The organism is Thermococcus sp. MV11 (assembly GCF_012027285.1).
GTDB classification, from domain to species: domain Archaea; phylum Methanobacteriota_B; class Thermococci; order Thermococcales; family Thermococcaceae; genus Thermococcus; species Thermococcus cleftensis.
Genome location: NZ_SNUD01000004.1, coordinates 22,181 through 45,096 on the forward strand (window position 1 = coordinate 22,181; position 22,916 = coordinate 45,096).

At 56.2% G+C, this 22,916-nt stretch carries 27 protein-coding genes and 1 pseudogene; 17 read left to right on the forward strand and 11 right to left on the reverse strand.

Translation table 11 applies throughout. The features are described from left to right. Positions 1 to 73: 73 nt before the first annotated feature. A complete protein-coding gene (locus tag E3E27_RS09605; RefSeq protein ID WP_014789216.1) occupies positions 74 to 556 on the forward strand; it encodes a hypothetical protein in 483 nt (160 codons plus the stop codon). Here E3E27_RS09605 and E3E27_RS09610 read toward each other — a convergent pair. Then, the gene (locus E3E27_RS09610) at positions 553 to 1,719 is read right to left on the reverse strand and encodes a GTP-binding protein (RefSeq protein WP_167774430.1); all 1,167 of its coding nucleotides are present in this window, start codon (positions 1,717 to 1,719) and stop codon (positions 553 to 555) included. The genes E3E27_RS09605 and E3E27_RS09610 overlap by 4 nt on opposite strands. A 116-nt stretch (positions 1,720 to 1,835) precedes the next feature. Between E3E27_RS09610 and E3E27_RS09615 the strand changes: the two genes are divergently transcribed. The 5 genes from E3E27_RS09615 to E3E27_RS09635 all read left to right on the forward strand — a co-directional run bounded on the left by E3E27_RS09615 (position 1,836) and on the right by E3E27_RS09635 (position 4,655). Next, positions 1,836 to 2,288: an Lrp/AsnC family transcriptional regulator gene (locus tag E3E27_RS09615; RefSeq protein ID WP_014789218.1), complete on the forward strand. Its 453-nt coding sequence runs from the start codon at positions 1,836 to 1,838 to the stop codon at positions 2,286 to 2,288. A 71-nt stretch (positions 2,289 to 2,359) separates the two neighbouring features. Beyond that, entirely contained in the window at positions 2,360 to 2,860 is a 501-nt protein-coding gene (pfpI, locus tag E3E27_RS09620) for a deglycase PfpI (protein ID WP_167774431.1), read from the forward strand. Positions 2,861 to 3,070: 210 nt separating this feature from the next. Then, the gene (locus E3E27_RS09625) at positions 3,071 to 3,502 is read left to right on the forward strand and encodes a PspC domain-containing protein (protein ID WP_206204879.1); all 432 of its coding nucleotides are present in this window, start codon (positions 3,071 to 3,073) and stop codon (positions 3,500 to 3,502) included. A 1-nt stretch (position 3,503) separates the two neighbouring features. Continuing rightward, on the forward strand, positions 3,504 to 3,731 hold the full coding sequence (locus E3E27_RS09630; RefSeq protein WP_167774433.1) for a hypothetical protein: 228 nt from the start codon (positions 3,504 to 3,506) through the stop codon (positions 3,729 to 3,731). Further along, positions 3,732 to 4,655: a triphosphoribosyl-dephospho-CoA synthase gene (locus E3E27_RS09635; protein ID WP_167774434.1), complete on the forward strand. Its 924-nt coding sequence runs from the start codon at positions 3,732 to 3,734 to the stop codon at positions 4,653 to 4,655. It abuts the gene before it with no gap. Here E3E27_RS09635 and E3E27_RS09640 read toward each other — a convergent pair. The 3 genes from E3E27_RS09640 to E3E27_RS09650 are packed head-to-tail and all read right to left on the reverse strand — an operon-like array spanning position 4,642 to position 6,062. Continuing rightward, a complete protein-coding gene (locus E3E27_RS09640) occupies positions 4,642 to 4,920 on the reverse strand; it encodes a family 4A encapsulin nanocompartment shell protein (RefSeq protein ID WP_167774494.1) in 279 nt (92 codons plus the stop codon). The two genes, E3E27_RS09635 and E3E27_RS09640, sit on opposite strands and share 14 nt — an antisense overlap. A gap of 43 nt (positions 4,921 to 4,963) precedes the next feature. Continuing rightward, complete coding sequence (snatA, locus tag E3E27_RS09645; protein WP_014789225.1) at positions 4,964 to 5,605, reverse strand: neutral amino acid NAAT transporter SnatA; 642 nt, start codon at positions 5,603 to 5,605, stop codon at positions 4,964 to 4,966. A gap of 40 nt (positions 5,606 to 5,645) precedes the next feature. Beyond that, positions 5,646 to 6,062 (reverse strand): OsmC family protein, encoded by a 417-nt coding sequence (locus E3E27_RS09650; protein WP_167774496.1) that lies wholly within the window; start codon positions 6,060 to 6,062, stop codon positions 5,646 to 5,648. A gap of 58 nt (positions 6,063 to 6,120) precedes the next feature. Here E3E27_RS09650 and E3E27_RS09655 point away from each other — a divergent pair, with 58 nt between their 5' ends. Then, the gene (locus E3E27_RS09655; protein WP_167774435.1) at positions 6,121 to 6,963 is read left to right on the forward strand and encodes a radical SAM protein; all 843 of its coding nucleotides are present in this window, start codon (positions 6,121 to 6,123) and stop codon (positions 6,961 to 6,963) included. On the opposite strand, the gene E3E27_RS09660 is transcribed toward E3E27_RS09655, so the two are convergent. Beyond that, complete coding sequence (locus tag E3E27_RS09660; protein ID WP_167774495.1) at positions 6,890 to 7,756, reverse strand: gamma-glutamyl-gamma-aminobutyrate hydrolase family protein; 867 nt, start codon at positions 7,754 to 7,756, stop codon at positions 6,890 to 6,892. The two genes, E3E27_RS09655 and E3E27_RS09660, sit on opposite strands and share 74 nt — an antisense overlap. Positions 7,757 to 7,827: 71 nt before the next feature. Further along, positions 7,828 to 9,084: a PLP-dependent aminotransferase family protein gene (locus E3E27_RS09665; RefSeq protein WP_371731589.1), complete on the reverse strand. Its 1,257-nt coding sequence runs from the start codon at positions 9,082 to 9,084 to the stop codon at positions 7,828 to 7,830. A gap of 239 nt (positions 9,085 to 9,323) precedes the next feature. Here E3E27_RS09665 and E3E27_RS09670 point away from each other — a divergent pair, with 239 nt between their 5' ends. Continuing rightward, a complete protein-coding gene (locus E3E27_RS09670) occupies positions 9,324 to 10,292 on the forward strand; it encodes a ribose 1,5-bisphosphate isomerase (protein WP_014789230.1) in 969 nt (322 codons plus the stop codon). A 52-nt stretch (positions 10,293 to 10,344) separates the two neighbouring features. Here E3E27_RS09670 and E3E27_RS09675 read toward each other — a convergent pair whose 3' ends face one another. Both E3E27_RS09675 and E3E27_RS09680 read right to left on the reverse strand, forming a co-directional pair. Then, positions 10,345 to 11,268, reverse strand: a complete 924-nt coding sequence (locus E3E27_RS09675) for a hypothetical protein (RefSeq protein ID WP_167774436.1) — start codon at positions 11,266 to 11,268, stop codon at positions 10,345 to 10,347. Between the two features lie 149 nt (positions 11,269 to 11,417). After that, positions 11,418 to 12,281 carry a hypothetical protein gene (locus tag E3E27_RS09680; protein WP_240910725.1) on the reverse strand — a complete coding sequence of 288 codons (864 nt, stop codon included), beginning with the start codon at positions 12,279 to 12,281 and terminating at the stop codon, positions 11,418 to 11,420. A gap of 495 nt (positions 12,282 to 12,776) precedes the next feature. Here E3E27_RS09680 and E3E27_RS09685 point away from each other — a divergent pair, with 495 nt between their 5' ends. From E3E27_RS09685 to E3E27_RS09705, 5 genes are all read left to right on the forward strand, one after another. Beyond that, positions 12,777 to 14,051, forward strand: a complete 1,275-nt coding sequence (locus E3E27_RS09685; RefSeq protein WP_167774498.1) for a C/D box methylation guide ribonucleoprotein complex aNOP56 subunit — start codon at positions 12,777 to 12,779, stop codon at positions 14,049 to 14,051. A 5-nt stretch (positions 14,052 to 14,056) separates the two neighbouring features. After that, on the forward strand, positions 14,057 to 14,737 hold the full coding sequence (locus E3E27_RS09690; protein WP_014789234.1) for a fibrillarin-like rRNA/tRNA 2'-O-methyltransferase: 681 nt from the start codon (positions 14,057 to 14,059) through the stop codon (positions 14,735 to 14,737). Between the two features lie 130 nt (positions 14,738 to 14,867). After that, positions 14,868 to 15,920, forward strand: coding sequence for a hydroxymethylglutaryl-CoA synthase (locus tag E3E27_RS09695; protein ID WP_167774437.1), 1,053 nt, complete (start codon positions 14,868 to 14,870; stop codon positions 15,918 to 15,920). Between the two features lie 10 nt (positions 15,921 to 15,930). Next, the gene (locus tag E3E27_RS09700) at positions 15,931 to 17,091 is read left to right on the forward strand and encodes a thiolase domain-containing protein (RefSeq protein WP_167774438.1); all 1,161 of its coding nucleotides are present in this window, start codon (positions 15,931 to 15,933) and stop codon (positions 17,089 to 17,091) included. Between the two features lie 2 nt (positions 17,092 to 17,093). Further along, entirely contained in the window at positions 17,094 to 17,498 is a 405-nt protein-coding gene (locus tag E3E27_RS09705; RefSeq protein WP_167774439.1) for a Zn-ribbon domain-containing OB-fold protein, read from the forward strand. A gap of 35 nt (positions 17,499 to 17,533) precedes the next feature. On the opposite strand, the gene E3E27_RS09710 is transcribed toward E3E27_RS09705, so the two are convergent. Together E3E27_RS09710 and E3E27_RS09715 are read right to left on the reverse strand one after the other, a co-directional pair. Beyond that, complete coding sequence (locus tag E3E27_RS09710; protein WP_371731590.1) at positions 17,534 to 17,740, reverse strand: hypothetical protein; 207 nt, start codon at positions 17,738 to 17,740, stop codon at positions 17,534 to 17,536. 100 nt (positions 17,741 to 17,840) lie between these two features. Further along, a pseudogene (locus E3E27_RS09715) lies at positions 17,841 to 18,314 on the reverse strand (GNAT family N-acetyltransferase); the annotation flags it as partial. Positions 18,315 to 18,384: 70 nt separating this feature from the next. Here E3E27_RS09715 and E3E27_RS09720 point away from each other — a divergent pair. Continuing rightward, complete coding sequence (locus E3E27_RS09720) at positions 18,385 to 18,918, forward strand: multiprotein bridging factor aMBF1 (protein WP_014789240.1); 534 nt, start codon at positions 18,385 to 18,387, stop codon at positions 18,916 to 18,918. Here E3E27_RS09720 and E3E27_RS09725 read toward each other — a convergent pair whose 3' ends face one another. Continuing rightward, positions 18,919 to 19,338 (reverse strand): DUF356 domain-containing protein, encoded by a 420-nt coding sequence (locus E3E27_RS09725; protein ID WP_167774499.1) that lies wholly within the window; start codon positions 19,336 to 19,338, stop codon positions 18,919 to 18,921. Between the two features lie 116 nt (positions 19,339 to 19,454). Here E3E27_RS09725 and E3E27_RS09730 point away from each other — a divergent pair, with 116 nt between their 5' ends. From E3E27_RS09730 to E3E27_RS09740, 3 genes are all read left to right on the forward strand, one after another. Next, on the forward strand, positions 19,455 to 21,158 hold the full coding sequence (locus E3E27_RS09730) for a DUF505 family protein (protein WP_167774441.1): 1,704 nt from the start codon (positions 19,455 to 19,457) through the stop codon (positions 21,156 to 21,158). 113 nt (positions 21,159 to 21,271) lie between these two features. Then, positions 21,272 to 21,844 carry a TATA-box-binding protein gene (locus E3E27_RS09735; protein ID WP_048152114.1) on the forward strand — a complete coding sequence of 191 codons (573 nt, stop codon included), beginning with the start codon at positions 21,272 to 21,274 and terminating at the stop codon, positions 21,842 to 21,844. A gap of 5 nt (positions 21,845 to 21,849) precedes the next feature. Continuing rightward, on the forward strand, positions 21,850 to 22,851 hold the full coding sequence (locus E3E27_RS09740; RefSeq protein WP_167774500.1) for a histone deacetylase family protein: 1,002 nt from the start codon (positions 21,850 to 21,852) through the stop codon (positions 22,849 to 22,851). Positions 22,852 to 22,916: the final 65 nt, after the last annotated feature.

Here is a 22,916-nt window from a genome sequence, read left to right on the forward strand (position 1 = left end):
AATATTCGGGGAATGAAACAAAACCTGCGCAACCGTTAATAAGGCCCTCGCGTTACATTTATTGGTGTGTCAGATGAGAGTTAAAGTCATGAGGCCGATATTCAAGCCAGAGCATTCAAACCCTGACTTCGTGCTCTATCCATACCACATCTTCCACCTGCGGCTCTTCTACAGGCGCCTCGGTAAAAGCGACAGGGTGCTGGATTACTTCGCCTACGTGGACCTCTACCGCCTCGGGGCCGAGAGGGGAGACGGATTCATAGAGCTCTACGAGTGGGACGTAGAGGGGAACAAGGTAATGGAGCCGCTGGTTGGTTACGACGAGGCCGAGAAGAAGGCCTTAGAGAGCGCGATAACCTGGGGGAACTCGAGGGTAATCTCCTGGTGGCTTCCAAGGATAGAGGTGGTGCGCCACGAGAGGGCCTACAAGGTCTTCTGGATTTTCGAGAGGGACGGTGAAAACTTGATAATGGACAGCCTCGACGGGAAGGAGTTCAGGCTGGATTCCCTGGTCGGAAAAGACGGGAGGAAGTGCAGGGGGCCGTTCTGTCGCTAACGGGCGTGAATCTCCACGATATCACCGTCTTCAAGAACGTGGTCGGCCCCAACGCGCTGGCCGGGGAACTTGACGCTCTTGCCCCACACGCGAGCGTAGCGGAAGTTCTTGGCGAAGTCCTTGTGGATCCTTTCGGCCAGGTCCATAACGGTCGAGCCCTTCTTCAGCGGCACCGGTGGATAGGCCGGCTCCTCGCCGGGGCTCTTGGTGAAGACGCGGATTATACCGGCCAGCTCGTATAGCTCGTCCTTCAGCTTGTCGAGGTTTATCTTCTTTCTCGCGGAGACAGGGATTATCTTAAAGCGGTCCCCGTAGGCCTCAACGAGCTTCTCATAGTTCTCCTTGCTTCCCGGGGCGTCGCCCTTGTTGGCGATGATTATCGCCCTCCTCCAGACGAGGCTTTCATCGAGCGCGTCGGCGAACTCCTCAAGCGTTACGGGCTCCTTGACGGTTATCTCTGCCGAGTGGATTCTCTCCTCGCGGAGCATCTTCATGACCTCGCTTATGTCGCCCTTGATGTTCTCCTGGCCATTGATGACTATCCCACCCATCGCGGTTCTCTTTATCTCAACCCTCGGGCGGCGCTTGTTGAGCTTTATCCCCGCCCTCTCGAACTCCCTGAGAAGGGTCTCCATCTGCTTCACCGGGTCCTGGGAGAGGTCAACGACTATCGCTATCGCGTCGGCGTTTCTGATAACGCTCAGCAGCTGCGGTCCCATGCCCTTTCCGAGGGCAGCTCCCTCAACGAGGCCAGGAACCTCGACGAGCTGTATCTGGACGTCCCTGTGGTGGAGCATTCCGGGAATCGGCTCCACGGTCGTGAAGGCGTAGTCGGCAACGTCGGCATCGACGTTGGTTAGGGCCTTCATGAGCGAGCTCTTGCCCACGTTGGGGAGGCCCGCGAGAACTATCTGTGCCGCGCCCTCCTTTCGGACGGCCATCGAGGGCCCGCCGCCGCCCTTCTTCATCTGCCTCTGCTTCTCCAGCTCTTTCCTGAGCTCGGCCAGCTTGCGTTTTATCTGGAGGCGGAGCTTCTCAGTCCCCTTGTGCTTTGGCACGGTGGCGTACATCTTTTCGAGGGCGCGTATCTTCTCAGGGATAGTCTTTGCGTTTCTGTACTCCTCCTCCGCCGCCAGGTATTCCGCTGTCACGTTCGTTGGCATCGCTGACCCCCCAGAAGCTCTGAATTAAGAGGCGAGGGGCGTTTTATAAACGCTGTGGTTTTGAAATCGGCAAATTTATATAATCTCTCGAAAATTTTTTACTGGCGGTGATGCTCATGCGAACCGGTTTGGACGAGACCGATAGGAAGATACTCGCGATACTCCAGAAGAACAGCCGGACGCCCCTGAGGGAGATATCCAAGGAGGTGGGTCTGGCCGAATCTACGGTCTACGAGAGGATAAAGAAGCTCAAGGACAGGGGCATAATACGAAAGTTCACGGTTATCCTTGATCCGGAATCACTGGGCTTTAAGATACTGGCTTTTATACTCATCAAATCCAAGGCTGGAATGTACTCGCACGTGGCAAACGAGCTGAAGCAGTACCCCCAGATAGTTGAGATCTACGAGACCACAGGCGACTACGACATGCTGGTGAAGATAAGGACGTCGGGAAGCGACGAGCTCAACGAGTTCCTCGACACCATTGGTGAGATAGATGGCGTCGTCGCCACCCACACGATGGTGGCGCTTAAGATACACAAGGAGACAACCGAGCTACCTCTCTGACCATTTTTGCCCAAAAATCCTTATAAGCACCTTTTCCATTCCCCTCTGAACGTTATAACTGGGGTGGTCATATGAAGGTGCTGTTTCTCAGTGCGGACGAGTTCGAAGACCTGGAGCTTATCTATCCCCTCCACAGGCTGATGGAGGAAGGGCACGAGGTTTACGTGGCGAGCTTCAAGAGGGGGACCATAACCGGCAAGCACGGCTATTCCGTGGAGGCAAAACTCGCCTTTGACGAGGTTGACCCGGACGAGTTCGATGCCCTCGTTCTGCCGGGAGGAAAGGCCCCGGAAAGGGTAAGGCTCAACGAGAAGGCCATCGAGATAACCAGGAAGATGTTCGAGGCCGGAAAGCCAGTAGCTAGCATCTGCCACGGGCCGCAAATACTCATCTCAGCCGGCGTGCTGAGGGGGAGGAAGGGAACGAGCACGATAACCATTAGAGACGACGTTAGGAACGCCGGCGCCGAGTGGGTGAACGAGGAAGTCGTCGTCGATGGCAACTGGGTCAGCTCAAGGCACCCCGGCGACCTGCACGCCTGGATGAGGGAGTTTGTGAAGCTCCTCAGGTGATGTTTGTTCCTTTTTCATTCCCTCGAGTTCCATTAGGAGCCGGCTGATCACTTTCCTGATTAGGTCGATGACGATGCGACTCGGGTACCGGGGGAAGGCGTGGTTGGCGACCTGACCTTCTCCCCGTCCTGAAGGGCGAGGCTTGAAAAGAGAAAAGTCAGGGGGAATGTCTTTTAAGCCTCTGGAACCTTTCCTTTTTGGGTGAGAGAGATGGCGGGAAAACTCGTGAGGTCAAAACGCAGCAGGATTCTCCTCGGCGTCCTCGGGGGCATAGCCGAGCACCTCGAGCTGGACCCGACCCTCGTCAGGCTGATCTTCGTGGTTCTTCTGGTGTTCAACCCCGTCGCCATGACATTGCTCTACTTCCTTGCGGCGCTCATAATACCCGAGGAGGGCGAGGAGGCTGAGGAACCCCTCTCGGACAAGCTCGGGAAGCTGGTGGACGAGACGGGAGAAAGGCTGGGGGAGGTTTTCTCCGGAAACGAAAACTCGAAGGCAGTAGCCCTCCTGCTGATAGTGCTGGGCGCAATACTGCTGGCCGGCCCCTTCATGCCGTTCCTCCTGCCTGCGGTGGACTTCAGAACGCTGCTGGCGGTGGCCTTCCTCGTTATGGGAATAATACTCCTCATGAGGGGTGATTGAGATGAGAACCTTTGGCCTGATTCTGGTCTTCCTTGGCTTCCTCCTGCTCCTCAAGGAATTTCAGCCGGCCTTCCTCGACTGGCTCAGGCCGTACGCACCTTACATAAAGGACGCCTTCTGGGGCGTTACGCTCATAGCCTTTGGACTCTACCTGATGACCAGGAGAGCCGCCCGCAGAGTGGTGCTGCTCCTCTACCTCATCTACCTGCTCCTCTACCTGGTGGTGTGAATGGACCGGTGGAAGATCGTCAGGGCCTTCACCCTCGGTCCCCTGCTCGAGGCCGCCGTTCCCAAACCCGGCAACGTGAACCGCTTTGAGGATTTCGAGGATCTGACCCTCTACCACTTCCTCTTCGCCGACACGACCGTCGCGGGAATCTACTATGAGGCCGTCAAGAGGGCCGAGCTGATGAAACGGGGAACGCTCGGACTTAACGAGGCTGGCATAGGCGAGCTGATAAAGCGCGCCGTCCAGGTCTCCCGCGAGGCCCAGGACGCCAACCCAAACTTCGGGGTAATCGTTCTCTCCGTTCCGCTCGTCATGGGCCTTGCCCTCGGGAGGAACATGCTCGACGCGAGGGAGAAGGCGAAGCTCCTAATCGAGGAATCAACGGTTCGGGACACGATGGAGCTTTACAGGGCGATAAGAATAGCGAACCCCAAGGGAATCCCCAGCGGTGTGAAGTACGACGTTTACAGCGATGAGTCCTTCAGGGAACTCTTCAGGGACGGAATCAACCTCTCCCGGCTCGCGGAGATGAGCTGTGGGCGGGAGCTTGTGTTCTGCGAGTGGCTGAACGGCTACGAACTCAGCTATGCCACCTTTGAACGGCTGTATGAGCTGGTAAAAAAGCTCCCCTTAGAGGAGACGGTCGTGAGGGCCTTCATCGAACTTTTGGCCGGGAACATCGACACGCTGATAGTCAGAAAGGCCGGAAGGGAAGAGGCTGAACTCGTCAGGGAGAAGGCAAAAGCCCTTCTCGATGGGGAGCTTTCCCTCGGGGAGTTCGACGCCTTCCTGCGGGAGAAGGGGGACCTGAGGAACCCCGGCAGTCTGGCGGATATAATGGCGGTCTCTCTAAGCCTGCTCGTCCTGAGGGGGCTGAGGGTGGAGATGAGAAACGGGAAGGTCTGGGGAGTTATAGGACCCTGAAGCGCTTCGCCCCGCCGGGGCCTAGGCCCAATGCTTTGCTATCTACCACCACGGCGTCCCCGCCAAGCTCCTCCAGGAGCCTAACCCTCAGCCCCGAAAGCTCGAAAACTTCCTCGTCCCCACCGAACTCCTCGTTTATCTGCTCCCTTATGAACTCGTAGGCTTCCCTTCCCAGGAGGACAACGTCCGGCTCGTAGCCGTCGAGCTTCAGCTCGTTGGCCTTCTCCTCCACCGTGCTCAGTATCCGTATAAGTTCACCGCGCATCTGAGACACCAACGATAGTTAGGGATTGAAATTAAAAGGGTTGCTAAAGCCCGAACGCCCCCTTGATGCCGTTGATTATCATCTGAACCGCCATAGACGTTAGTATGAGACCCATCATTCTCGTCATAACCTTTATCCCCACCCTGCCAAGCTTCCTCTGTATCCTGTTGGAGGAGCAGAGGATCAGCCAGACGGTCAGGCCTATCGCGAGAATGCTCGCTATCACCGTCGCCTTCTCCGGAACGGAAGTGCTCTTTGCCATGTAGAGCATGACCGTGGTTATCGCACCGGGTCCCGAGATTAGGGGTATCGCCAGGGGTATTATGGCAACCTCCTCCAGCGTGACCACTTCCTCGCTGAACTCCTCAGTCTCCTCTTTGCTTATCTTGACCGTTGAGAGCCTGCCAGAGAGCATGTCCATAGCCATCTTGAAGAGGAGTATTCCACCCGCTATCGCGAAGGCGTCTATGCTGGATCCGAAGAACTTGAATATCCACTCCCCTATGAGGGCGAAGATGACGAGGGTTGCAACGACCGTTAGAGCCGTTTTGGTCGCTATCTCCCTCCTCTGGCTCCAGGAGAGGTCGTGAGTGACGCTCAGGAAGACCGGAACGGCTCCGACAGGGTTGGTTATCGCGAAGAGGCCTCCGTAGAGTATGACGAAGTACTTCAGGTACTCGAGCAAGCTACCACCCTTCCGGGCCGGAGAAGAGGGGGTTAAAAAGTTAATCCTCCCCGGGCCTGATTATCTCGAAGGAGTACGTGAGCTCGGCCCCGCTGAGCTTCATATGGGCAGAGGCGGAGCAGTACTTGTCCTGGCTCAGCTCTATCGCCCTCTTGGCCTTCTCCTCCCTCACGTTTCCGTGGATTCTGTAGTGGAGGTGGACTTTCCTGTATATCTTCGGGTGCTCCTCCCTCCTCTCGCCCGAAATCTCGACCTCCAGACCTTCAATCGGCTCGCGCATCTTCTGGAGTATCATGACCACGTCGTAGGCCGTACAGCCCGCGACGCTCAGGAGGAGGAGCTTCATGGGGCTTATTCCTCCCTCCCCGAGAATGACGGAGCACTTGTCGCTCTCTATCCTGCCGATGAACTGGTAATCCTTGAACCATTCAACCTTTCCCTTAACCGGTTCACTCACTGCCACCACCTTTTCAACCTCGGGCAAGGGATTTAAAGGGTTTCTGAAACCTCCGATTATGTACATACGGCCCTTCGACCCCTGGAAGGCGAAGCTCTGCACGTGCCCCTTCAAGTACACCCTTAACGTCTACACCGGCTGCGACCACGCGTGCGTCTACTGCTACATAACCTCCTACATTCCCAACGCCTTCCGCGTGAGGACCAAGGAGGGCCTGCTCCCCAGGCTCGAGCGGGAGCTCAGGAAGTTCGATAAACGCTACATCATAGCACTCTCCTACTCATCGGACCCCTATCCAACCATTGAGCGCGAGCTGGGTATAACGCGGAAGGTTCTGGAGCTGTTCAAACGCCATAATGTCCGCTGTCTGCTCCTCACGAAGTCAGATATCTTCGAGCGCGACCTGGATCTCCTGAGTGAACTTCGCTGCGCCGTCGGGATAACCGTCACGACCGTTGATGAGAGAAAGGCCAAGCTCCTCGAACCTAACGCGCCCTCCCCTAAGGCCAGGATAAGGGCCCTCAAGAAGGCCAAGAAAGCGGGGATTCCGGTTTACGCAAGGATAGACCCGATAATCCCATTCTACACCTGGGAAGACTTCGATAAAACTCTAGATGCTCTGAGCTTCGTGAGCCACATCACCGTTTCGACGCTCAAGCTCAGGCCCGACTCCAAGAAGAGAATGTTCGCTAAGTTTCCAGAGCTAATGGAAAAGCTCTGGCCCCTCTACGAGAGGGGTGAAAAAATCGGCGGCTATCACTACCTCCCCAGGGAGCTCCGCCTTGAAATCCTCAGCGATGCCGAGGAAAAGATGGCCTCTAGGGGGATCACGTTTGGCTCGTGTCGTGAAGGCTATCGCTCGTTTCCGAGCTGCGATGGCTCTCACCTTGTCCCTCTCTAATGTCGCCTTCCAGTTTCTCCCTCACCCTGGCCTCGATTTCTATCTCTTCAAGCTCCATCTTCCTCGCCCTGTAGTTGGCCGCCGCCATGACAAAGGCCTCGTAGAGCCGCCGCATCTCCGGGAGGTACTCGGGCTGCCACTGGACGCCCAGAATGAAGCCTTCGTACTCCCCCGTGCCCTCTATGGCCTCTATCAGCCCATCGACCGCGTATGCGACCGGTCTTATTCCCTCGCCCACTCGCTTGACGGCCTGATGGTGGAAGCTGTTTACCCTCACGTGGACCTCATTGGTGCCCTCAACGTTCAGCTCGTCCTTGAGTATTTCGTAGAGCCTTGAGTTCATCTTTATCCTGACCCCATGAACGCGCTGGCTTGGCCCTATGAGTTTGAGCTCCCAGTCGTGCTTTATCGCCTTGGGTATCTCGTTGATGTCCTGATAGAGGGTTCCTCCCAGGGCCACGTTTATGACCTGCATTCCCCTGCAGACCCCGAAAACTGGAACCCCCTTTTCCACAGCCCTTTTCACCAGCTCTATCTCGAGCTCGTCCCTCTCAACGTCCACGTACTTGATGGAGCTCGAGGGATCCTCGCCGTAGAAGTGTGGGTGAACGTCGGGGCCCTCTATGAGCAGTATCCCGTCCACGTGCTCAAGGACTTCCTCCGGCGATGAGTCAGCGTTGAAGACTGCCGGAACGCCTCCCGCCGCGGCGACATTCTCAACGTGGGTCCTGTCGAGAAAGAGCCTGTTCCGCGGGTGGTCGCTCTGGCCGATTATACCGATTAAAGGTTTCATAACCATCACCTTAGTGGAAGTCTCAGGAAAGGGTAAAAAACTTTGTGAATGATGAAATGTGGAAGAAAAACTCAGCCTCTAAGAGCCTTTATCTCCTCTTCTATGACCTCGGCGAGCCGTTTAACGCCCTCCCTGATGGTCTTCTCTGGCACGTAGGTGAAGTTGAGCCTCATCGTATTCTTGACGTCGCGGTGGGCGAAGAATGCCTCACCGGGCACGTAGGCGACACCCTTCGCGACGGCCTTCTCCATCATCATCTTGGTGTCGATGCCCTCAGGAAGTGTGACCCATATGAACATTCCGCCCTCTGGCCTTGTCCACCTGACACCCTCGGGCATGTACTCCTCGAGGGCCTCGAGCATTGCATCGCGCCTCGGCTTGTAGAACTCGATTATCTTGGGTATGTGCTCGTCGAGGTGGCCCTCCTCCACGAACTTCCAGGCTATGGCCTGGGCGAGTGTGTTGGCGCACAGATCAACGGCCTGCTTGGCTATCTCCATCTTCCTTATGAAGTGCGGGTGCGCGGCGACCCAGCCGAGGCGGAAGCCCGGTGCGAGTATCTTCGAGAAGGTCCCGAGGTAAAGGACGCGCCCCTCGTCGTCAAAGTGCTTTATCGGCGGTATCGGCTCACCGGAGTAGCGGAGCTCCGCGTAGGGGCTGTCCTCGACAATCAGGAAGTCGTATTCACTGGCCAGCTCCACCAGCCTCTTCCTCCTGTCGAGGCTCATGGTGACTCCCATCGGGTTCTGGAAGGTCGAGACGGTGTAGACGAACTTGATCTTCTTCCCCTCAGCGGCGAGCTTCTTGAGCTTGTCCTCGAGGAGGTCGACCATCATTCCGTTGTCGTCCATTGGAATGCTTATGAACTCGGGATCGTAGTACTTGAAGGCGTTTAAAGCGGCAAGGTACGTCGGCCCCTCGACGACAACGAGGTCGCCGGGATTGATGAAGGTCCTCCCTATGAGGTCGAGGGCCTGCTGGCTGCCGGCCACCATCATTATCTCGACCTTGCTCGTGGGAATGTCGTAGCGCTTCTCCATCCAGTCAGCCAGCGCGAGGCGGAGCGGGGTGAAGCCCTTGGTGGTTCCGTACTGGAGGGCCTTGTCGGCGTGGTGGGTAAGGACTTCCTGGGATATCTCCTTTATCTTCTCCACCGGGAAGGTTTCGGGCGCCGGAAGGCCGCCAGCGAGGCTTATGACGTCGCTCGTTTCGACGAGCTTGAGAAGCTCCCTGATCTCCGAGGCCTTCATCTCCCTTGCCTTGTCTGAAAAGTATGACTCGAAGTCCAGTGACCCTGAGCTTAGCTTCCTCATGAGTTTTTCCTCCACTTCCTTTCCCCCCATTTGAATGAACACTTTTGAGCACATCACCAATTCTATACACGTGGGATTAGCGGCGATTGGTTATAAATCTTTCTGCAATGGTCGTTAGGGCGATTTACAAATGTAAACTAAACCCTGCGGGTTCTTTTCAGAACATCAACGAACCTAAACCTCCACCGGTGAACACAAAAACATCTATAAACCCTCCCACCATAATGTGTGGTTACCAGTAAGGGGTGATGGCAATGGCAGTGGTGAAGGAAGTGCTCGAGATAGCCGAGGAGATAAGGGACATGAGGATAAGGGGGGCCGGGAAAATAGCCCGCTCCGCGGCCTACGCGCTCCAGCTCCAGGCCGAGAAGAGCAGGGCGACGAACGTCGATGAGTTCTGGGACGAGATGAAGCAGGCGGCGAAGATACTCTACGAGACAAGGCCAACAGCGGTTTCCCTCCCAAACGCGCTCCGTTACGTTATGCACCGCGGCAAAGTTGCCTACGCCGGCGGTGCGGATTTGGAGCAGCTCAAGTTCATAGTCATAAACGCTGCCAAGGAGTTCATTCACAACTCGGAGAAGGCCGTTGAGAGGATTGGCGAGATAGGGGCAAACAGGATAGAGGACGGCGACGTCATAATGACCCACTGCCACAGTAAAGCAGCCATAAGCGTCATGAAGACCGCCTGGGAGCAGGGCAAGGACATCAAGGTCATCGTCACGGAGACGAGGCCCAAGTGGCAGGGCAAGATAACCGCGAAGGAGCTGGCCAGCTACGGCATTCCGGTCATCTACGTCGTGGACAGCGCGGCGAGGCACTACATGAAGATGACCGACAAGGTGGTGATGGGAGCGGACAGCATAACCGTGAACGGCGCGGTGATAAACAAGATTGGAACGGCTTTAATAGCGCTCACCGCCAAGGAGCACAGGGTCTGGACCATGATTGCCGCCGAGACCTACAAGTTCCACCCGGAGACCATGCTCGGCCAGCTGGTGGAGATAGAGATGCGCGACCCGACCGAGGTCATTCCGGAGGAAGAGCTCAAGACCTGGCCGAAGAACATCGAGGTCTGGAACCCGGCCTTCGACGTTACCCCGCCTGAGTATGTGGACGTCATCATAACGGAACGCGGGATAATTCCGCCGAGCGCGGCGATAGATATCCTCAAGGAGGAGTTCGGCTGGGCCCTCAAGTACACCGAGCCCTGGGAGGATTGAGGCTCTTCTTCCCTTTATTCCCCGTCTTGTCGATGGTGAAAAGTGAAAGGCTTTAGCCTTCGACGTTTCCCGCGCTGAAGGCTTCCGCGTAGGCCTTCACGACTCCCTCGTCCTCGCCGAGTACCATGAGGACCCTGACCAGGTCCAGACCCTTCACCCGGGCGAACTCCACATAGAGGTACTCGTCGCCCCTGCGGTAGAGCTTGATGCTGAGCGGCTTGAAGCAGTCGTTTTCCCTGGGTACGGTCCAGAGTTCGGTCTCTTCGAAGCCCTGGGCTTTAATGGAAGCCTCAAACCTCTCGACCAGCGTTTCTATCGGGCAGGTGCAGGTGGCTTCAAGCTTCACCGGGGTCTCGAAGAAGATGTGGTAGTCCCTGAAGTCCGTCCAGGTTCTGGTCGGCGTCAGGACGGTGAGTTTCCAGGTTGCGTTGGCCGTTGGAATGTACTGAACCGCGAAGTAGGCCTTTCCCGGCGGCAGTTCCAGCCACCGCCCGTTCCCTTCTCCCCAGCAGTCCCTCGCGTGTTTTGTAGGGGTTTCGTTCCTTAAAACCGCCTGGTAGAAGGATTGCCCGCTCTCCCTGCCCACAAGGGCCATTGTAAAGCCGCCCATGGAGCACGGCACAGTCAGGTTGAACTTCTCCGGCCAGTGGATTAAGTAGGCGTTCCAGCCCTCCGGCGGGGAGGTGAGGTTCATGTGGGGGTAAACGACGAACCAGTCGTCCAGTGTAATCTCGGAGCCGTTGGTCACTTCGGTGATTCTTTTGTCTATCCACCCGCCGATTAGGGCGTTTTCTGGCTGCTTTGAATGGATAGTAAGCCTGCATTCCTGGCCGCATTCCTGGGGGCCTAACGTCTGGTTGTTGTATATGGGTGTTCCCTTTTCCCTGAAGTAGGGAATACTCAGCGTAGCGATCACTACCAGGGCTATCAGCAGAAAGATGAAAAAATGGAGCTTGGGTTTCTTGGAGCCTTTCATAGTGGCCTTCACCCTCTGTAAATGGGTTTGACTATGGTCAATATCTGTTGGTTACGTCTCAAGCTTAATTTTGGGAGACCAGCGTTCCAGCACTGAACGCCTGTGCATAGGCTTTCACGACTTTCTCATCGCCCATTATCATGAGAACTCTAACCAAATCCATGCCCTTGACTTTGGCGAATTCCACGTAGAGGTATTAGTCGCCTTTGCGATATATTTTGTGAAAATATTTCGTTGGGGGTACTCTTTTCACTAGATACCATCGTGCTAAAACCCGCCTCGGCTATTCCGTCCAAAACCTTTTTGATAATTGTGTGGCTGTTGCAGTAACAGGGGCTCGTAAAGTTCTTCACCCACAGTTCTGGATGGCCACAGACACTTAGATAGTCGATTACTCTACTGCAATAAACATGATCCCATTTGTCCCAACTAGTATTAGCCAGTGGAATGGCATATGTTGCCATATGCACCCTTCCGGGTGGCAGTTCTGATTCATAGGTTACGGTTTTTAGAAATATGCATCTCTCGTTTGTAAGGTCGATCTGGGAAGAGGTTGATACGCATAGGCCCAAATCGTGAAAACCCTTACTTGTAGAGTTGTTGTCCAGGGTAGCTTCTCCTCCCTGGATGTAACATGGAACGGTTATCCCAATTTCATGAGTCCAGTTTTGAAGGTACATCTTTCCTGCTGTTATGGATTTATTTAGGTCTGTCTTTGGAATTATTATTATGTTTTCATTAAATCTTACAGCTGAATTATTGGGAAGTCTCTCTGATACAATAATGTTCCCAAAAGAGTTTAATCTTGGGATAGTGTTCACATCATTTTTGCATTGATTTTCCGTCAGATAGTGCTTCTCACTCTGATGGCCTTGACTTTGGGAAACATTAACCTGGCCTGACAGACTACCATGACTGGAGACGTTATCGTTACTCGCTTCGTGATCTGCGTAAGTAATAGTCAGAATGAAAATAACAAAAAGCACTGAAATAATATAAAGGGTCTTATTCATTTTCGGGGCACCTCCTCCAGTGAAGTTGGGCATATTCCTGATGGACGGGAATTTGGTTTGACAGTAACTATTGTTGCTCCCGGTAGGCTGTCAACGATCACCCAGTCGGAAGTTGGTCTGCCATTAAGCCACGGTGCCCATGTAGTATGAACGTAAATATGACGGGTGCCATCACTGTACTCACGGTCCTATAAGTAATACTGCGGCGGCTTTCCGGCCCATAATCTGCGCTTCCAGTGGGGAATGGCATTACAAAACATGCCGTTGGACTATTTAATCCTTTCTATCACTAGAAGTGAAATTTCGGCCAAAACCAAGTTATATTATGGCGAACCCCATACAATTTTAAACCCCTACACAGGTTCTTAAAACTCTCAAGCTAACGGTGCTCATTGACTGTTGGGGGTCTCAACGGAAGTTGATGCAAAACACACAAGGGTTTAAAACGCCTAACCCTTTTATACTCCGGAAACAAAAACCGAGAGGGTGATGATGATGAAAGCTTACATAGCGGAGAACGTCAGGGGCGTCTATGCCTTTGACGAGAGCGGTAATCTCATCGACCAGAGGGTCTTCTCCGGAAGGCCGGAGGCGAGCCTCGACAAGCTCCTCAAGGGCGAGCCGAGCGATGAGCTTTTGGCCTTCCTCGACGAGCTGAGCGGGGAGGGCTACGACGAGTTCGTGGTTGAGGACTCGGAGCTTAGCAGGAAGCTCAAGGAGCTTGGCTACAACGCCACCGCCGAGTTCCCGAACGTGGCCGGAGAAAAGCTCCGCTCAAGCCCCGGGGAGTTCCTCGGCGAGAACTGGTTCGACGAGTACTTCAACGTCGGCGTCGCTCTCACCAGGCTCCGCATACAGGAGCAGAGCGGCGCGCGCGACAAGATGATTATACAGGCCATCGAAGCCTTAGACGACATTGACAAGGTCATAAACCTCCTCGTCTCCAGGCTGAGGGAGTGGTACGGCCTCCACTTCCCTGAGCTGGACGAGATACTGCCCAAGCACGAGCAGTACGTGGCCTTCGTCAAGGAGGTTGGCCCGAGGGAGAACGCCACGGAGGAGAGGCTCAAGAAGCTCGGCCTCCCCGAGGGCAAGATTGGGAAGATACTGAACGCGGCCGAGAAGTCGATGGGAGCACCGCTCGGCAAGTTCGACGCAGACATCATCGTCAAGCTCGCCAGCGAGATAGATGACCTCTACAAGCTCAGGCGCCAGATAGAGGACTACCTTGAGACCGCGATGGACGAGGTCGCCCCGAACCTGAAAGCTTTAGTCGGTGCCAAGCTGGCCGCGAGGCTCCTCAGCCTGGCCGGCGGGTTGAGGGAGCTGGCTATGATGCCTGCCTCCACCATACAGGTCCTTGGAGCCGAGAAGGCCCTCTTTAGGCACCTCAGAACCGGGGCGAAGCCGCCCAAGCACGGTGTCATCTTCCAGTACCCCGCGATAAACCGCTCACCCTGGTGGCAGAGGGGTAAGATCGCGAGAGCTCTGGCCGGAAAGCTCGCCATAGCGGCGCGTGTTGATTACTTCTCCGGCGAATACATAGCCGAGGAGCTGAAGCAGGAGATAGAGCAGCGCATTCAGGAGATTAAGGAGAAGTACCCGAACCCGCCCAAGAGGAAGGCCAAGCCGGCCAAGAGAAAGAAGGAAAAGGCAAAGGGCAAGAAGAAAGGAAAGGGCGAGAAGGGCAGGAAGTTCGAGAAGAAGGAGAAGATGAAGGGGAAGAAGGACAAAAAGAAAAAGAAGAAGGGTAAGGGCGGCAAGAGGTGAGGTAGATGAGGATTAAGAAGCACAAGTTCCCGGGCGTTTACGTCTTCATCGACGAGGACGGTAGCGAGAAGATAGCAACTAAGAACCTCGTCCCGGGCCAGAGGGTCTACGGCGAGAGGCTGATAAAGTTCGAGGGCGAGGAGTACAGGGTGTGGAACCCCAGCCGCTCCAAGCTCGGCGCGGCCATACTCAAGGGACTCAAGCACTTCCCGATAAGGCCCGGCTCGACCGTCCTCTACCTCGGAGTGGCAAGCGGAACGACTGCCAGCCACGTCAGCGACATCGTCGGCTGGGAGGGCAAGGTCTTCGGTGTCGAGTTTTCCCCGAGGGTTCTCAGGGAGCTGGTCCCTCTGGTTGAGGAGAGGAGGAACCTCGTCCCCATACTCGGCGACGCCACCAAGCCGGAAGGCTACCGCGCGCTCGTCCCTAAGGTCGATGTCATCTTCGAGGACGTCGCCCAGCCGACCCAGGCGAAAATCCTGATAGACAACGCAAGGGTCTTCCTCAAGAGCGGCGGCTACGCCATGATTTCCGTCAAGAGCAGGAGCATCGACGTCACCAAGGAGCCGGAGCAGGTGTTCGACGAGGTGGAGAAGGAGCTTTCCGAGTACTTCAAGGTCGTCGAGAGGCTTTCCCTTGAGCCCTACGAGAAGGACCACGCGCTCTTCGTTGTCAGAAAACCGTGATCTTCTTTATCCTTTTCTGCCCCCTTTCTTCGCCAATTGTCGAAAAAGCCTTTTACTTTCACCGAAAGGCTTTTATAACTCGCTCTTGAACCTTAGGCGAGTCACGTTCAGCTTTTGTGGGTGATGCACCATGAAAAAGCTCCTGAAGCCGAGGCGCGAAGTCGGCATCGTCGGTTACGGTGCCTACGTTCCAATGTATAGAATCAAGGCCGAGGAGATAGGAAGGGTCTGGGGAGTTTCCAGCTTCCCCATTGAGGAGAAGGCCGTTCCGGGCCTTGACGAGGACGCGCTCACCATAGGAATCGAGGCCGCGAGAAACGCACTGAGAAGGGCCAGGATCGATCCCAAGCTCATAAGAGCGGTCTGGTTCGGCTCGGAGAGCAAGCCCTACGCTGTCAAGCCCACCGGAACTGTAATAGCCGAAGCCATCGGCGCAACTCCCGATGTGAGCACCGCTGACTTCGAGTTCGCCTGTAAGGCTGGAACCGAGGCTTTGCAGACCGCGATAGGCTTCGTCGGCTCTGAGATGGCGGACTACGCGATGGCCATTGGAGCCGACACCGCCCAGGGAAGGCCCGGCGACCACCTCGAGTTCACCGCCGGAGCAGGTGGAGCGGCCTTCATAGTCGGGCCAAAGAGCTCCGAGACCGTTGCCTACTTCGAGGGTAGCTACTCCTACGTCACCGACACGCCGGACTTCTGGAGGAGACAGCACGAGCACTACCCGAGGCACGGTAACAGGTTCACCGGCGAGCCTGCCTACTTCCACCACGTCATCAGCGCGGCCAAGACGCTCATGGAGGAGCTCGGCCTTACGGTGAACGACTTCGACTACGCGGTCTTCCACCAGCCCAACGTCAAGTTCCCGCTCACCGCCGGCAAGATTCTCGGAATCCCGAAGGAGAAGATCCTCCCCGGACTGCTCACTGGAATCATCGGAAACACCTACAGCGGCGCCACGATGGTCGGCGTCTCTGCAGTTCTCGACATCGCCAAGCCGGGCGACAGGATCCTGTGGGTTTCCTTCGGTTCCGGCGCTGGAAGCGACGCCTTCAGCATCGTCGTTCAGGACGCCATCGAGGAGAAGCGCGAGCTGGCTCCGAAGACCATGGACTACGTGAACAGGAAGAAGTACATCGACTACGCCCTCTACGCGAAGGCGAGGAGAAAGTTCATCATGTGAGGTGGTTGAGATGAGGAAGGCAGTCATAATAGGTGCCGGTATGACCCCCGTTGGCGAGCACTGGAGGCTCGGCCTCCGCGATTTGGCGGTCGAGGCTCTCCTCAAGGCTATGGACGATGCCGGAATAGAGAAGGTGGATTCCCTCTACGTCGGCAATATGATCTCAGGCCCCTTCGTTGAGCAGGAGAACCTCGGAGCACTCATAGCCGACTGGGCCGGTCTCGGAAACATTCCTGCCGTTAAAATCGAGGCCGCCTGTGCCAGCGGCGGTGCCGCCCTTCAAGAGGGAGTCAAGGCAGTAATGAGCGGGCTGGAAGATGTCGTTGCTGTCGTTGGCGTCGAGAAGATGACGGACGCGTGGCCGAGCGACGCGACGCGCTACCTCGCTTACGCCGCCGACGCCGAGTGGGAGCTCTTCCACGGTGCCAGCTTCGTGGCTTTGAACGCCCTGGTAATGCGCTACTACATGAAGACCTACGGCTACACCGAGGAGGATCTGGCCCTCTTCGCAGTCAATGCCCACGCCAACGGCGCCAAGAACCCCTACGCGATGTTCAAGCGCCCCATCAAGGTAGAGACAGTCCTGAAGAGCCCCTACGTCGCTGACCCGCTCAAGCTCTTTGACGCTTCCCCTGTCTGCGATGGCTCTGCGGCGGTCATAGTCACCACGCCGGAGAAGGCGAAGGAGCTCGGGGTTCCGAAGGAGAAGTGGGTGGAAGTTGCCGGAATGGGAAGGGCGATTGACACCATAAGCCTTGCCAGCAGGGAGGATCTCCTAACGCTCAAGGCGGCAAGGGTAGCCGCTGAGAGGGCATACAAGATGGCGGGCGTTGAGCCGAAGGACATAGACTTCTTCGAGGTTCACGACGCCTTCACCGTGATGGCGGCGCTAAGCCTCGAGGCCCTCGGCGTTGCGAAGAAGGGTGAGGGTGCGAAGCTCGCCAGGGAGGGCCAGATAGCGATAGACGCCGACTATCCTATACAGACCATGGGAGGCCTTAAGGCGAGGGGCCACCCTGTTGGAGCCACCGGAATGTACCAGACCGTCGAAGCTGTCCTCCAGCTCCGCGGAGAGGCTCCGAACCAGGTGCCGGACGCTGAGATAGGCCTCACCCAGAACATAGGTGGAACCGGCTCGAACATAACGGTTAGCATATTCAGGAGGGTTTGAAGATGGCTCGCCCGATGCAGGTTTCCCGCTACTGGAGGCACTTCCGTGAGAAGTACCGGCTCATGGGCGGAAAGTGCGAGAACGGTCACGTTCACTTCCCGACGAGGCCGGTCTGCCCGGTCTGCGGTTCGAGGAACATCGAGGAGGTCGAGCTGAGCGGAAAGGGCAAGGTCATCAGCTGGACGATAGTCAGAAACCCGCCGAGCGGCTTCGAGTACTACAAGCCGTTCCCGCTGGCCCTAATAGAGCTTGAAGAGGGTCCGGTGGTCCTGGCTCAGCTCACCGACGTCGATCCCGAGGAGATAGACTTCGGCATGGAGGTCGAGGTCGTCACCAAGAAGATAAGGGAGTTCGAGGAGGACGGAATAATCCTCTACGGCTACAAGTTCAGGCCGCCTGTGAAGTGAAGCCTTTTCTACTTCCTTTTTATGTCCGCTGTGGCTCAGGCCCGCTCAATCCTCATCTTGTCCCCGTTCTCGAACTCGAGCTCAAGCTTTCCTCGCTTGGCCGTAATTCTGACCCCGTCGACGACGGCCTCTATCCTCCCGTTCTCGACCTCGACGCCAAGCATCTCCGCTATCTCATTAACGCCCTTTAGCGAACCGTTCACGGTGGTCTTAATGACCTCTCCGTTGCTCTCTATCGTCACCTTCAGCTTCCCATTTCCTTCTCTTATGAAGCTTTCTTCCCTCAAGTTCCTCACCTTCTCCGGGCTTGGAGGGTCTATGCAGGGCACTCCCGCCACCCCCCTCCAAATCCTTCACCATTCTAACCCATATCCCGCTCTGGCCGACTTTCTTAAAGCCGTAGCCTTCGTAGAATCTGATGGCGCCCTCGTTCTTCTCCCCGACCCACAACTCAATCCTGTCGTTGTGCTTCCCCAGGTACTCCAGGCACTTCTCCATGAGCCTCCTCCCTATCCCGTGCCCCTGGTAGTTCTTGTCCACCACGAACTCGTGGATCGCCCCGACGGTTCTTCCCTCGTACTTGCTGTACCAGTCGTCGTCGCAGACTATGAAGCCCACTATCTCATCGCCGATCTTGGCGACGAAGAAACCGTCCCTGGCCTTGTTCCAGCACCAGCGGAGGTATCTTTTCGCATAGCTCTCACCCTCACCGCCGTACTCGCGCATTCCCTCGTAGCCCCTCATGTATATCTCGATGAGCCTCTCGAGCGTCCCCTGGCCAAGTTCCCTGAGCCTCTCTACCTTCACTTCCGCCATCGGTATAAGCTCATCGTGGGGTTTAAAAAGCCTGACTCCGAGCCTTATGTGGAGCAAGAAGGTGGTTGAGATGGGGAAGGCCAAGCCGAAGTACTGCGAGATTTGTGGCGCCCCGATAAGGGGGCCGGGGCACAGGATAAGGCTCGAGGGTGCTGAAGTCCTCGTCTGTGACCGCTGTTACGAGAAATACGGCGGTAAAAAGCCCGGAACCTTCAGCATAATGCCAACGGGCAGGCAGAGGCGCGTTTCCAGACCCGCCCCGAGGCCCAAGAGGGAGCCGAAGCCCTACCGCGAGAAGCCTCTCTACACTGAGGAGATAGTCGAGGACTACGCCGAGAGGGTGTACAAGGCAATACAGAGGAGTGGCAAGAGCTACGAGCAGCTCTCCCACGAGATAGGCCTTTCGATGAACGACCTCCGCGCGATAGCCCACGGCCACCGCGAGCCCACCATAAAGGAGGCCAGGAAGCTTGAGAAGTACTTCAAGATAAAGCTCATTGAAACAAGTGGAGAGGAGATGATTGAGAAGAGGACGATTCCTAGGGACTACGAGCCGACCCTCGGCGACATCGCTAACATCAGGATACGGAAGAGAAAGAAGTGATCAAAACTCCTCGAACTCCCACTCCTCCTCTTCCTTCTCCTTCTTCCTCAGCTCCTCTGCCTTGGTCATCTTCGGCGGGTGAAAACCGCGGAGCTTTTCAAAGCTTCCCCAGAGGCGGATCAGCTCCTCCCAGACCTCCGTGTCGGGCGGTATCACAAGGATATGTGCCGGGGGGTGAATGTCCATCAGCCTGCCTATCGCCTTCCTTGGGGGGAGGTCTATCTGAGCAACCACATGAGCCCTGAAGCGCTTCCTAGGCCTCTCGCCGCTTATCTTCTCGAAGGCCCAGTCCGAGAGGGCAGGGGGGATTATCCTGGGATCACCGCGAATCCTCATTCCTCCGTAGCGCACGAGGTCAGCCAAGGCTATGCTGGCTTTCTGGAAGTTGTCGGTTCTCACTAACACTATCGTGTTTCTCATCTCCACCACCTGCCCCACCTGCTTTCCTCACCTTTTAAACCTTACCCATTTTTATTCACCGAAAGTTTTAAAAAATTCTGGTTAGAAAAATGTCTGGCAACAGCGGAGGTGATGATATGTACCTGAAGAGGAGGCACCTGGAGATACTCAGGGAGATGAAGAAAACCGAGAGTCAGGCCGAGATCGAGGCCAAACTGCCCGAGGAGTTCCAGATTAGGGCGATAGAGCTCTACATACTTGGCTTCGCCGAACTTGAGGGAGGAAAGATTAAGCTCACAGAGGCCGGAAGGAAGCTTCTTGAAATCACCGACTCGCTCAACCTTGAGGAACTCCCTGACCTTATAGCCGACACCGAGATAGTGAAGATGCTGGAGCTCCTGGAGGAGACCGGTAAAATCCCCGGGGACTGGCTTGAGAAGCTTAAGGAGAGGAAGCTGGCCGACGAGAACGGCCTCACCGAGTTCGGAAGGGCGCTCCTCCAAATTTACCGCGAGACGCACCCGGTCGTTTACCTCACGCCTGAGATAGTCTCGTTCCTCAGGGGAATGCCAAAGCTCGGAACCCTCGACGAGCTCGTCACCTTCAAGAACTCCCGGCTCTACGGCGACAACATAGTCAACGCCCTCCAGGCCATGCGCCTGCTCCTGATTTCACCGCCGACAGAGAAAGGCAGAGCCTTCGCGACCACTCCGGCTGCAAGGCTCGCGCTCAAAGCGATAAGCATGATACCCGTGTTTGCAAGGGCCATAGTCCTCAGGAAGGAGGACTTCGAGGCGTTGAAGGCGGGAAGGAGCAACGCAGAGCTGGAGAGCATGGGGCTCAGCGACGAGAAGGGCACGACGGAGTTCGGAAAAGCCATGATGGAGACCTACGAGGCGATGGGCAGGATCGAGGAGAAGGTTCTTCCGATCTACCTGCTTGACGATGAGCTCGCCGTCCTCAGGGCCATCAAGGAAATAGAGGGGAAGCACGAGACCAACCCCGAGATACTGCCGACCGAGAAGGAGATCGCCAGGCGCGTCGAAGTCGAAGACCTCGGGGCGATACTCCACCTCCTCGAGAGCAAGGAGCTCGTCGAGAGGAGGCTCGTTAAGAACAAGGACACCTACTGGCTCACCGAGTGGGGCAGGGAGGCCATAGAGTTCGGAACTGTCAGTCCTGATGCCATGAAGGCAGTAACCTACGCGGAGAGCGGCGACGTTCCCATAGCGGAGTGGATCCTGAAGGCCCAGGAGGAGGGCGTTGTAAAGGCCGGCGTCACCGACAAGGGCAGGTTCTACCTCAGGCTGAGCCGCTCGATAAGGAGGAGGCCCTTCATAACGCGCTACGACGCGGCCATACTCGCAAAGACCCCCAGAAGGAAGTACGTCCACCGCGACGAGCTGGTTGAACTGGTCAGGGACTACGTCGGCGGCGACGAGAAGGAGATAACCAGGGCAATCGGTGAGGCCGAGGCCAAGGGCTTCGTCGTCGAGCTCCAGAACGGCATGGTCAAGCTCACTGAGCTTGGAGAGAGGGTCAAGACGGCCCTCGAGAACGCGAAGCTCCAGGAGGTAGTCAGGGTCAAGTTCAGCGTGACTCCGACCCTCTACAACGTTCTCAAGGTCATCTACGAGAACATCGAGACCTTCAACAGAATCTGGAAGGAGAAGGGCGAGGCCAGGGGCTACAAGATGGAGGAAGTGGACGTCATAAGGAAGCACCTCAGCCTTAGCGACGACGAGATAAAGAAGGCCTTAACGATGCTCCGCGAGCTGGGCTTCCTCGGGAGCAAGAGCCTCACCGAGGCGGGCAAAGTTCTAGTTGAGGCCTACCCCTGATTCCCTTCCGTTCTTTTTCTAGTCTGATGTCCTCTTTTGGACGTAAACCTTTAAAAGCTCAAGCGGCTTCATTTATAAAGGGTTTTTAAACCCACCATCTGGAGGTGTAAGCCTTGGTAGATATGAGCAATGTAAAGCTCAGGATCGAGAACATCGTCGCTTCTGTGGACTTGTTCACGCAGCTCAACCTTGAGAAGGTCATTGAGATATGCCCCAACTCCAAGTACAACCCAGAGGAGTTCCCCGGCATAATCTGCCGCTTCGAAGAGCCAAAGGTTGCCCTCCTGATATTCAGTTCGGGCAAGCTCGTCGTCACCGGCGCCAAGAGCGTCGAGGATATTGAGCGGGCCGTCAATAAGCTCATTCAAATGCTCAAGAAGATAGGGGCCAAGTTCGGCCGCGCTCCGCAGATAGACATACAGAACATGGTCTTCAGCGGAGACATAGGTATGGAGTTCAACCTCGATGCCGTTGCTTTGAGCCTTCCCAACTGTGAGTACGAGCCCGAGCAGTTCCCCGGCGTTATCTACCGCGTTAAGGAGCCGAGGGCGGTGATACTGCTCTTCTCCTCCGGAAAGATAGTCTGCTCCGGAGCGAAGAGCGAGCACGACGCATGGGAGGCCGTCAGAAAGCTCCTCCGCGAGCTGGAGAAGTACGGTTTAATCGAAGAGGAAGAGGAGTGGTGAAGGCTTTGGCCTTCTCCGTTATCTATTCCCCCGTTTTCTTGGAGCACAAGCCTGAAAACTATCACCCTGAGAATCCCGAGAGGCTTTTGAGGGCAGTTCAGGCTCTGAAAAACCTGGGACTTTGGGATCCCATCGAACCCCAGCCCGTTCCCGAGGAGGAGCTCCTCAGGGTTCACTCGAAGGAGTACGTCGAGCTCGTCAGGGGGAGGGGCGGCGCGTTCTCGTACCTCGACCCCGACACCTACCTCTCGCCAGGAACCTGGGAGGCCGCTTTAACGGCCTTTGGAGCTTCTCGCCTCGCCGTCGAGCTCACCCTCGAAAGGAAAGGCCTCTACCTTGCCCTCGTCAGACCACCAGGACACCACGCGGGGAAATCTGGAAGGGCCTTCAACGCTCCCACCCTTGGCTTCTGCATCTTCAACAACGCCGCCTACGCCGCGAAAGTCGCTGAAGAACTTGCCGGAAAGGTTGTGGTTATAGACTTCGACGCCCACCACGGCAACGGCACTCAGGAGATACTCTGGGACGATCCCAAGGCCGTCCACATAGACCTGCACGAGCACGACATCTACCCCTGGAGCGGCTACGAGCACGAGGTCGGCGGGAAAGGGGCCGAGGGTACAAAGATCAACATTCCAATGCCCCACTACTCCGGCGACGACGACTTCATCTACGCCTGGAACGAGGTCGTTCTGCCAGTTCTCGCGGAGTTCAAGCCAAGGCTCGTTGTCGTTTCGGCCGGCTTTGACGGCTTCCTGGGTGAGAACCTGACGACCCTCAGGCTGAGCGAGCTTTTCTTCGCCTATGCCGGCTCGACCCTCTCCCGCTATCCGCTCGCGGTGATCTTCGAGGGCGATTACTCCGTTGGCCTTGAAAAGGGGCTTCCCGCGTTCATCAAGGGCTATCTGAGCGGAGAAATTAGAGAGGTTCCGGTTAGCCCCTCCTACGGAGCGCTGGGAACGGTTGCGAGGGTGAGGGAGGTAATCGGGCAGTGGTGGGACATTTAGTTGGACAGTTCTGGGTAGCGATTCCGCCTGAGGTTGTGGGGTGAAATCTTTCGTTCAGGAACTTT

Excerpts from the sequence above, each read along its gene's own strand:
- E3E27_RS09700 (WP_167774438.1), top strand. The coding sequence starts at position 15,931 with ATGAGGAAGGCAGTCATAATAGGTGCCGGTATGACCCCCGTTGGCGAG.
- E3E27_RS09690 (WP_014789234.1), top strand. The coding sequence starts at position 14,057 with ATGAGGATTAAGAAGCACAAGTTCCCGGGCGTTTACGTCTTCATCGAC.
- E3E27_RS09630 (WP_167774433.1), top strand. The coding sequence starts at position 3,504 with ATGAGAACCTTTGGCCTGATTCTGGTCTTCCTTGGCTTCCTCCTGCTC.
- E3E27_RS09635 (WP_167774434.1), top strand. The coding sequence starts at position 3,732 with ATGGACCGGTGGAAGATCGTCAGGGCCTTCACCCTCGGTCCCCTGCTC.
- E3E27_RS09720 (WP_014789240.1), top strand. The coding sequence starts at position 18,385 with ATGGGGAAGGCCAAGCCGAAGTACTGCGAGATTTGTGGCGCCCCGATA.
- E3E27_RS09705 (WP_167774439.1), top strand. The coding sequence starts at position 17,094 with ATGGCTCGCCCGATGCAGGTTTCCCGCTACTGGAGGCACTTCCGTGAG.
- E3E27_RS09685 (WP_167774498.1), top strand. The coding sequence starts at position 12,777 with ATGAAAGCTTACATAGCGGAGAACGTCAGGGGCGTCTATGCCTTTGAC.
- E3E27_RS09660 (WP_167774495.1), bottom strand. The coding sequence starts at position 7,756 with ATGAAACCTTTAATCGGTATAATCGGCCAGAGCGACCACCCGCGGAAC.
- E3E27_RS09655 (WP_167774435.1), top strand. The coding sequence starts at position 6,121 with ATGTACATACGGCCCTTCGACCCCTGGAAGGCGAAGCTCTGCACGTGC.
- E3E27_RS09640 (WP_167774494.1), bottom strand. The coding sequence starts at position 4,920 with ATGCGCGGTGAACTTATACGGATACTGAGCACGGTGGAGGAGAAGGCC.
- E3E27_RS09730 (WP_167774441.1), top strand. The coding sequence starts at position 19,455 with ATGTACCTGAAGAGGAGGCACCTGGAGATACTCAGGGAGATGAAGAAA.
- E3E27_RS09605 (WP_014789216.1), top strand. The coding sequence starts at position 74 with ATGAGAGTTAAAGTCATGAGGCCGATATTCAAGCCAGAGCATTCAAAC.
- E3E27_RS09695 (WP_167774437.1), top strand. The coding sequence starts at position 14,868 with ATGAAAAAGCTCCTGAAGCCGAGGCGCGAAGTCGGCATCGTCGGTTAC.
- E3E27_RS09625 (WP_206204879.1), top strand. The coding sequence starts at position 3,071 with ATGGCGGGAAAACTCGTGAGGTCAAAACGCAGCAGGATTCTCCTCGGC.
- pfpI (WP_167774431.1), top strand. The coding sequence starts at position 2,360 with ATGAAGGTGCTGTTTCTCAGTGCGGACGAGTTCGAAGACCTGGAGCTT.
- E3E27_RS09675 (WP_167774436.1), bottom strand. The coding sequence starts at position 11,268 with ATGAAAGGCTCCAAGAAACCCAAGCTCCATTTTTTCATCTTTCTGCTG.
- E3E27_RS09610 (WP_167774430.1), bottom strand. The coding sequence starts at position 1,719 with ATGCCAACGAACGTGACAGCGGAATACCTGGCGGCGGAGGAGGAGTAC.
- E3E27_RS09670 (WP_014789230.1), top strand. The coding sequence starts at position 9,324 with ATGGCAGTGGTGAAGGAAGTGCTCGAGATAGCCGAGGAGATAAGGGAC.
- E3E27_RS09615 (WP_014789218.1), top strand. The coding sequence starts at position 1,836 with ATGCGAACCGGTTTGGACGAGACCGATAGGAAGATACTCGCGATACTC.
- E3E27_RS09680 (WP_240910725.1), bottom strand. The coding sequence starts at position 12,281 with ATGAATAAGACCCTTTATATTATTTCAGTGCTTTTTGTTATTTTCATT.
- E3E27_RS09725 (WP_167774499.1), bottom strand. The coding sequence starts at position 19,338 with ATGAGAAACACGATAGTGTTAGTGAGAACCGACAACTTCCAGAAAGCC.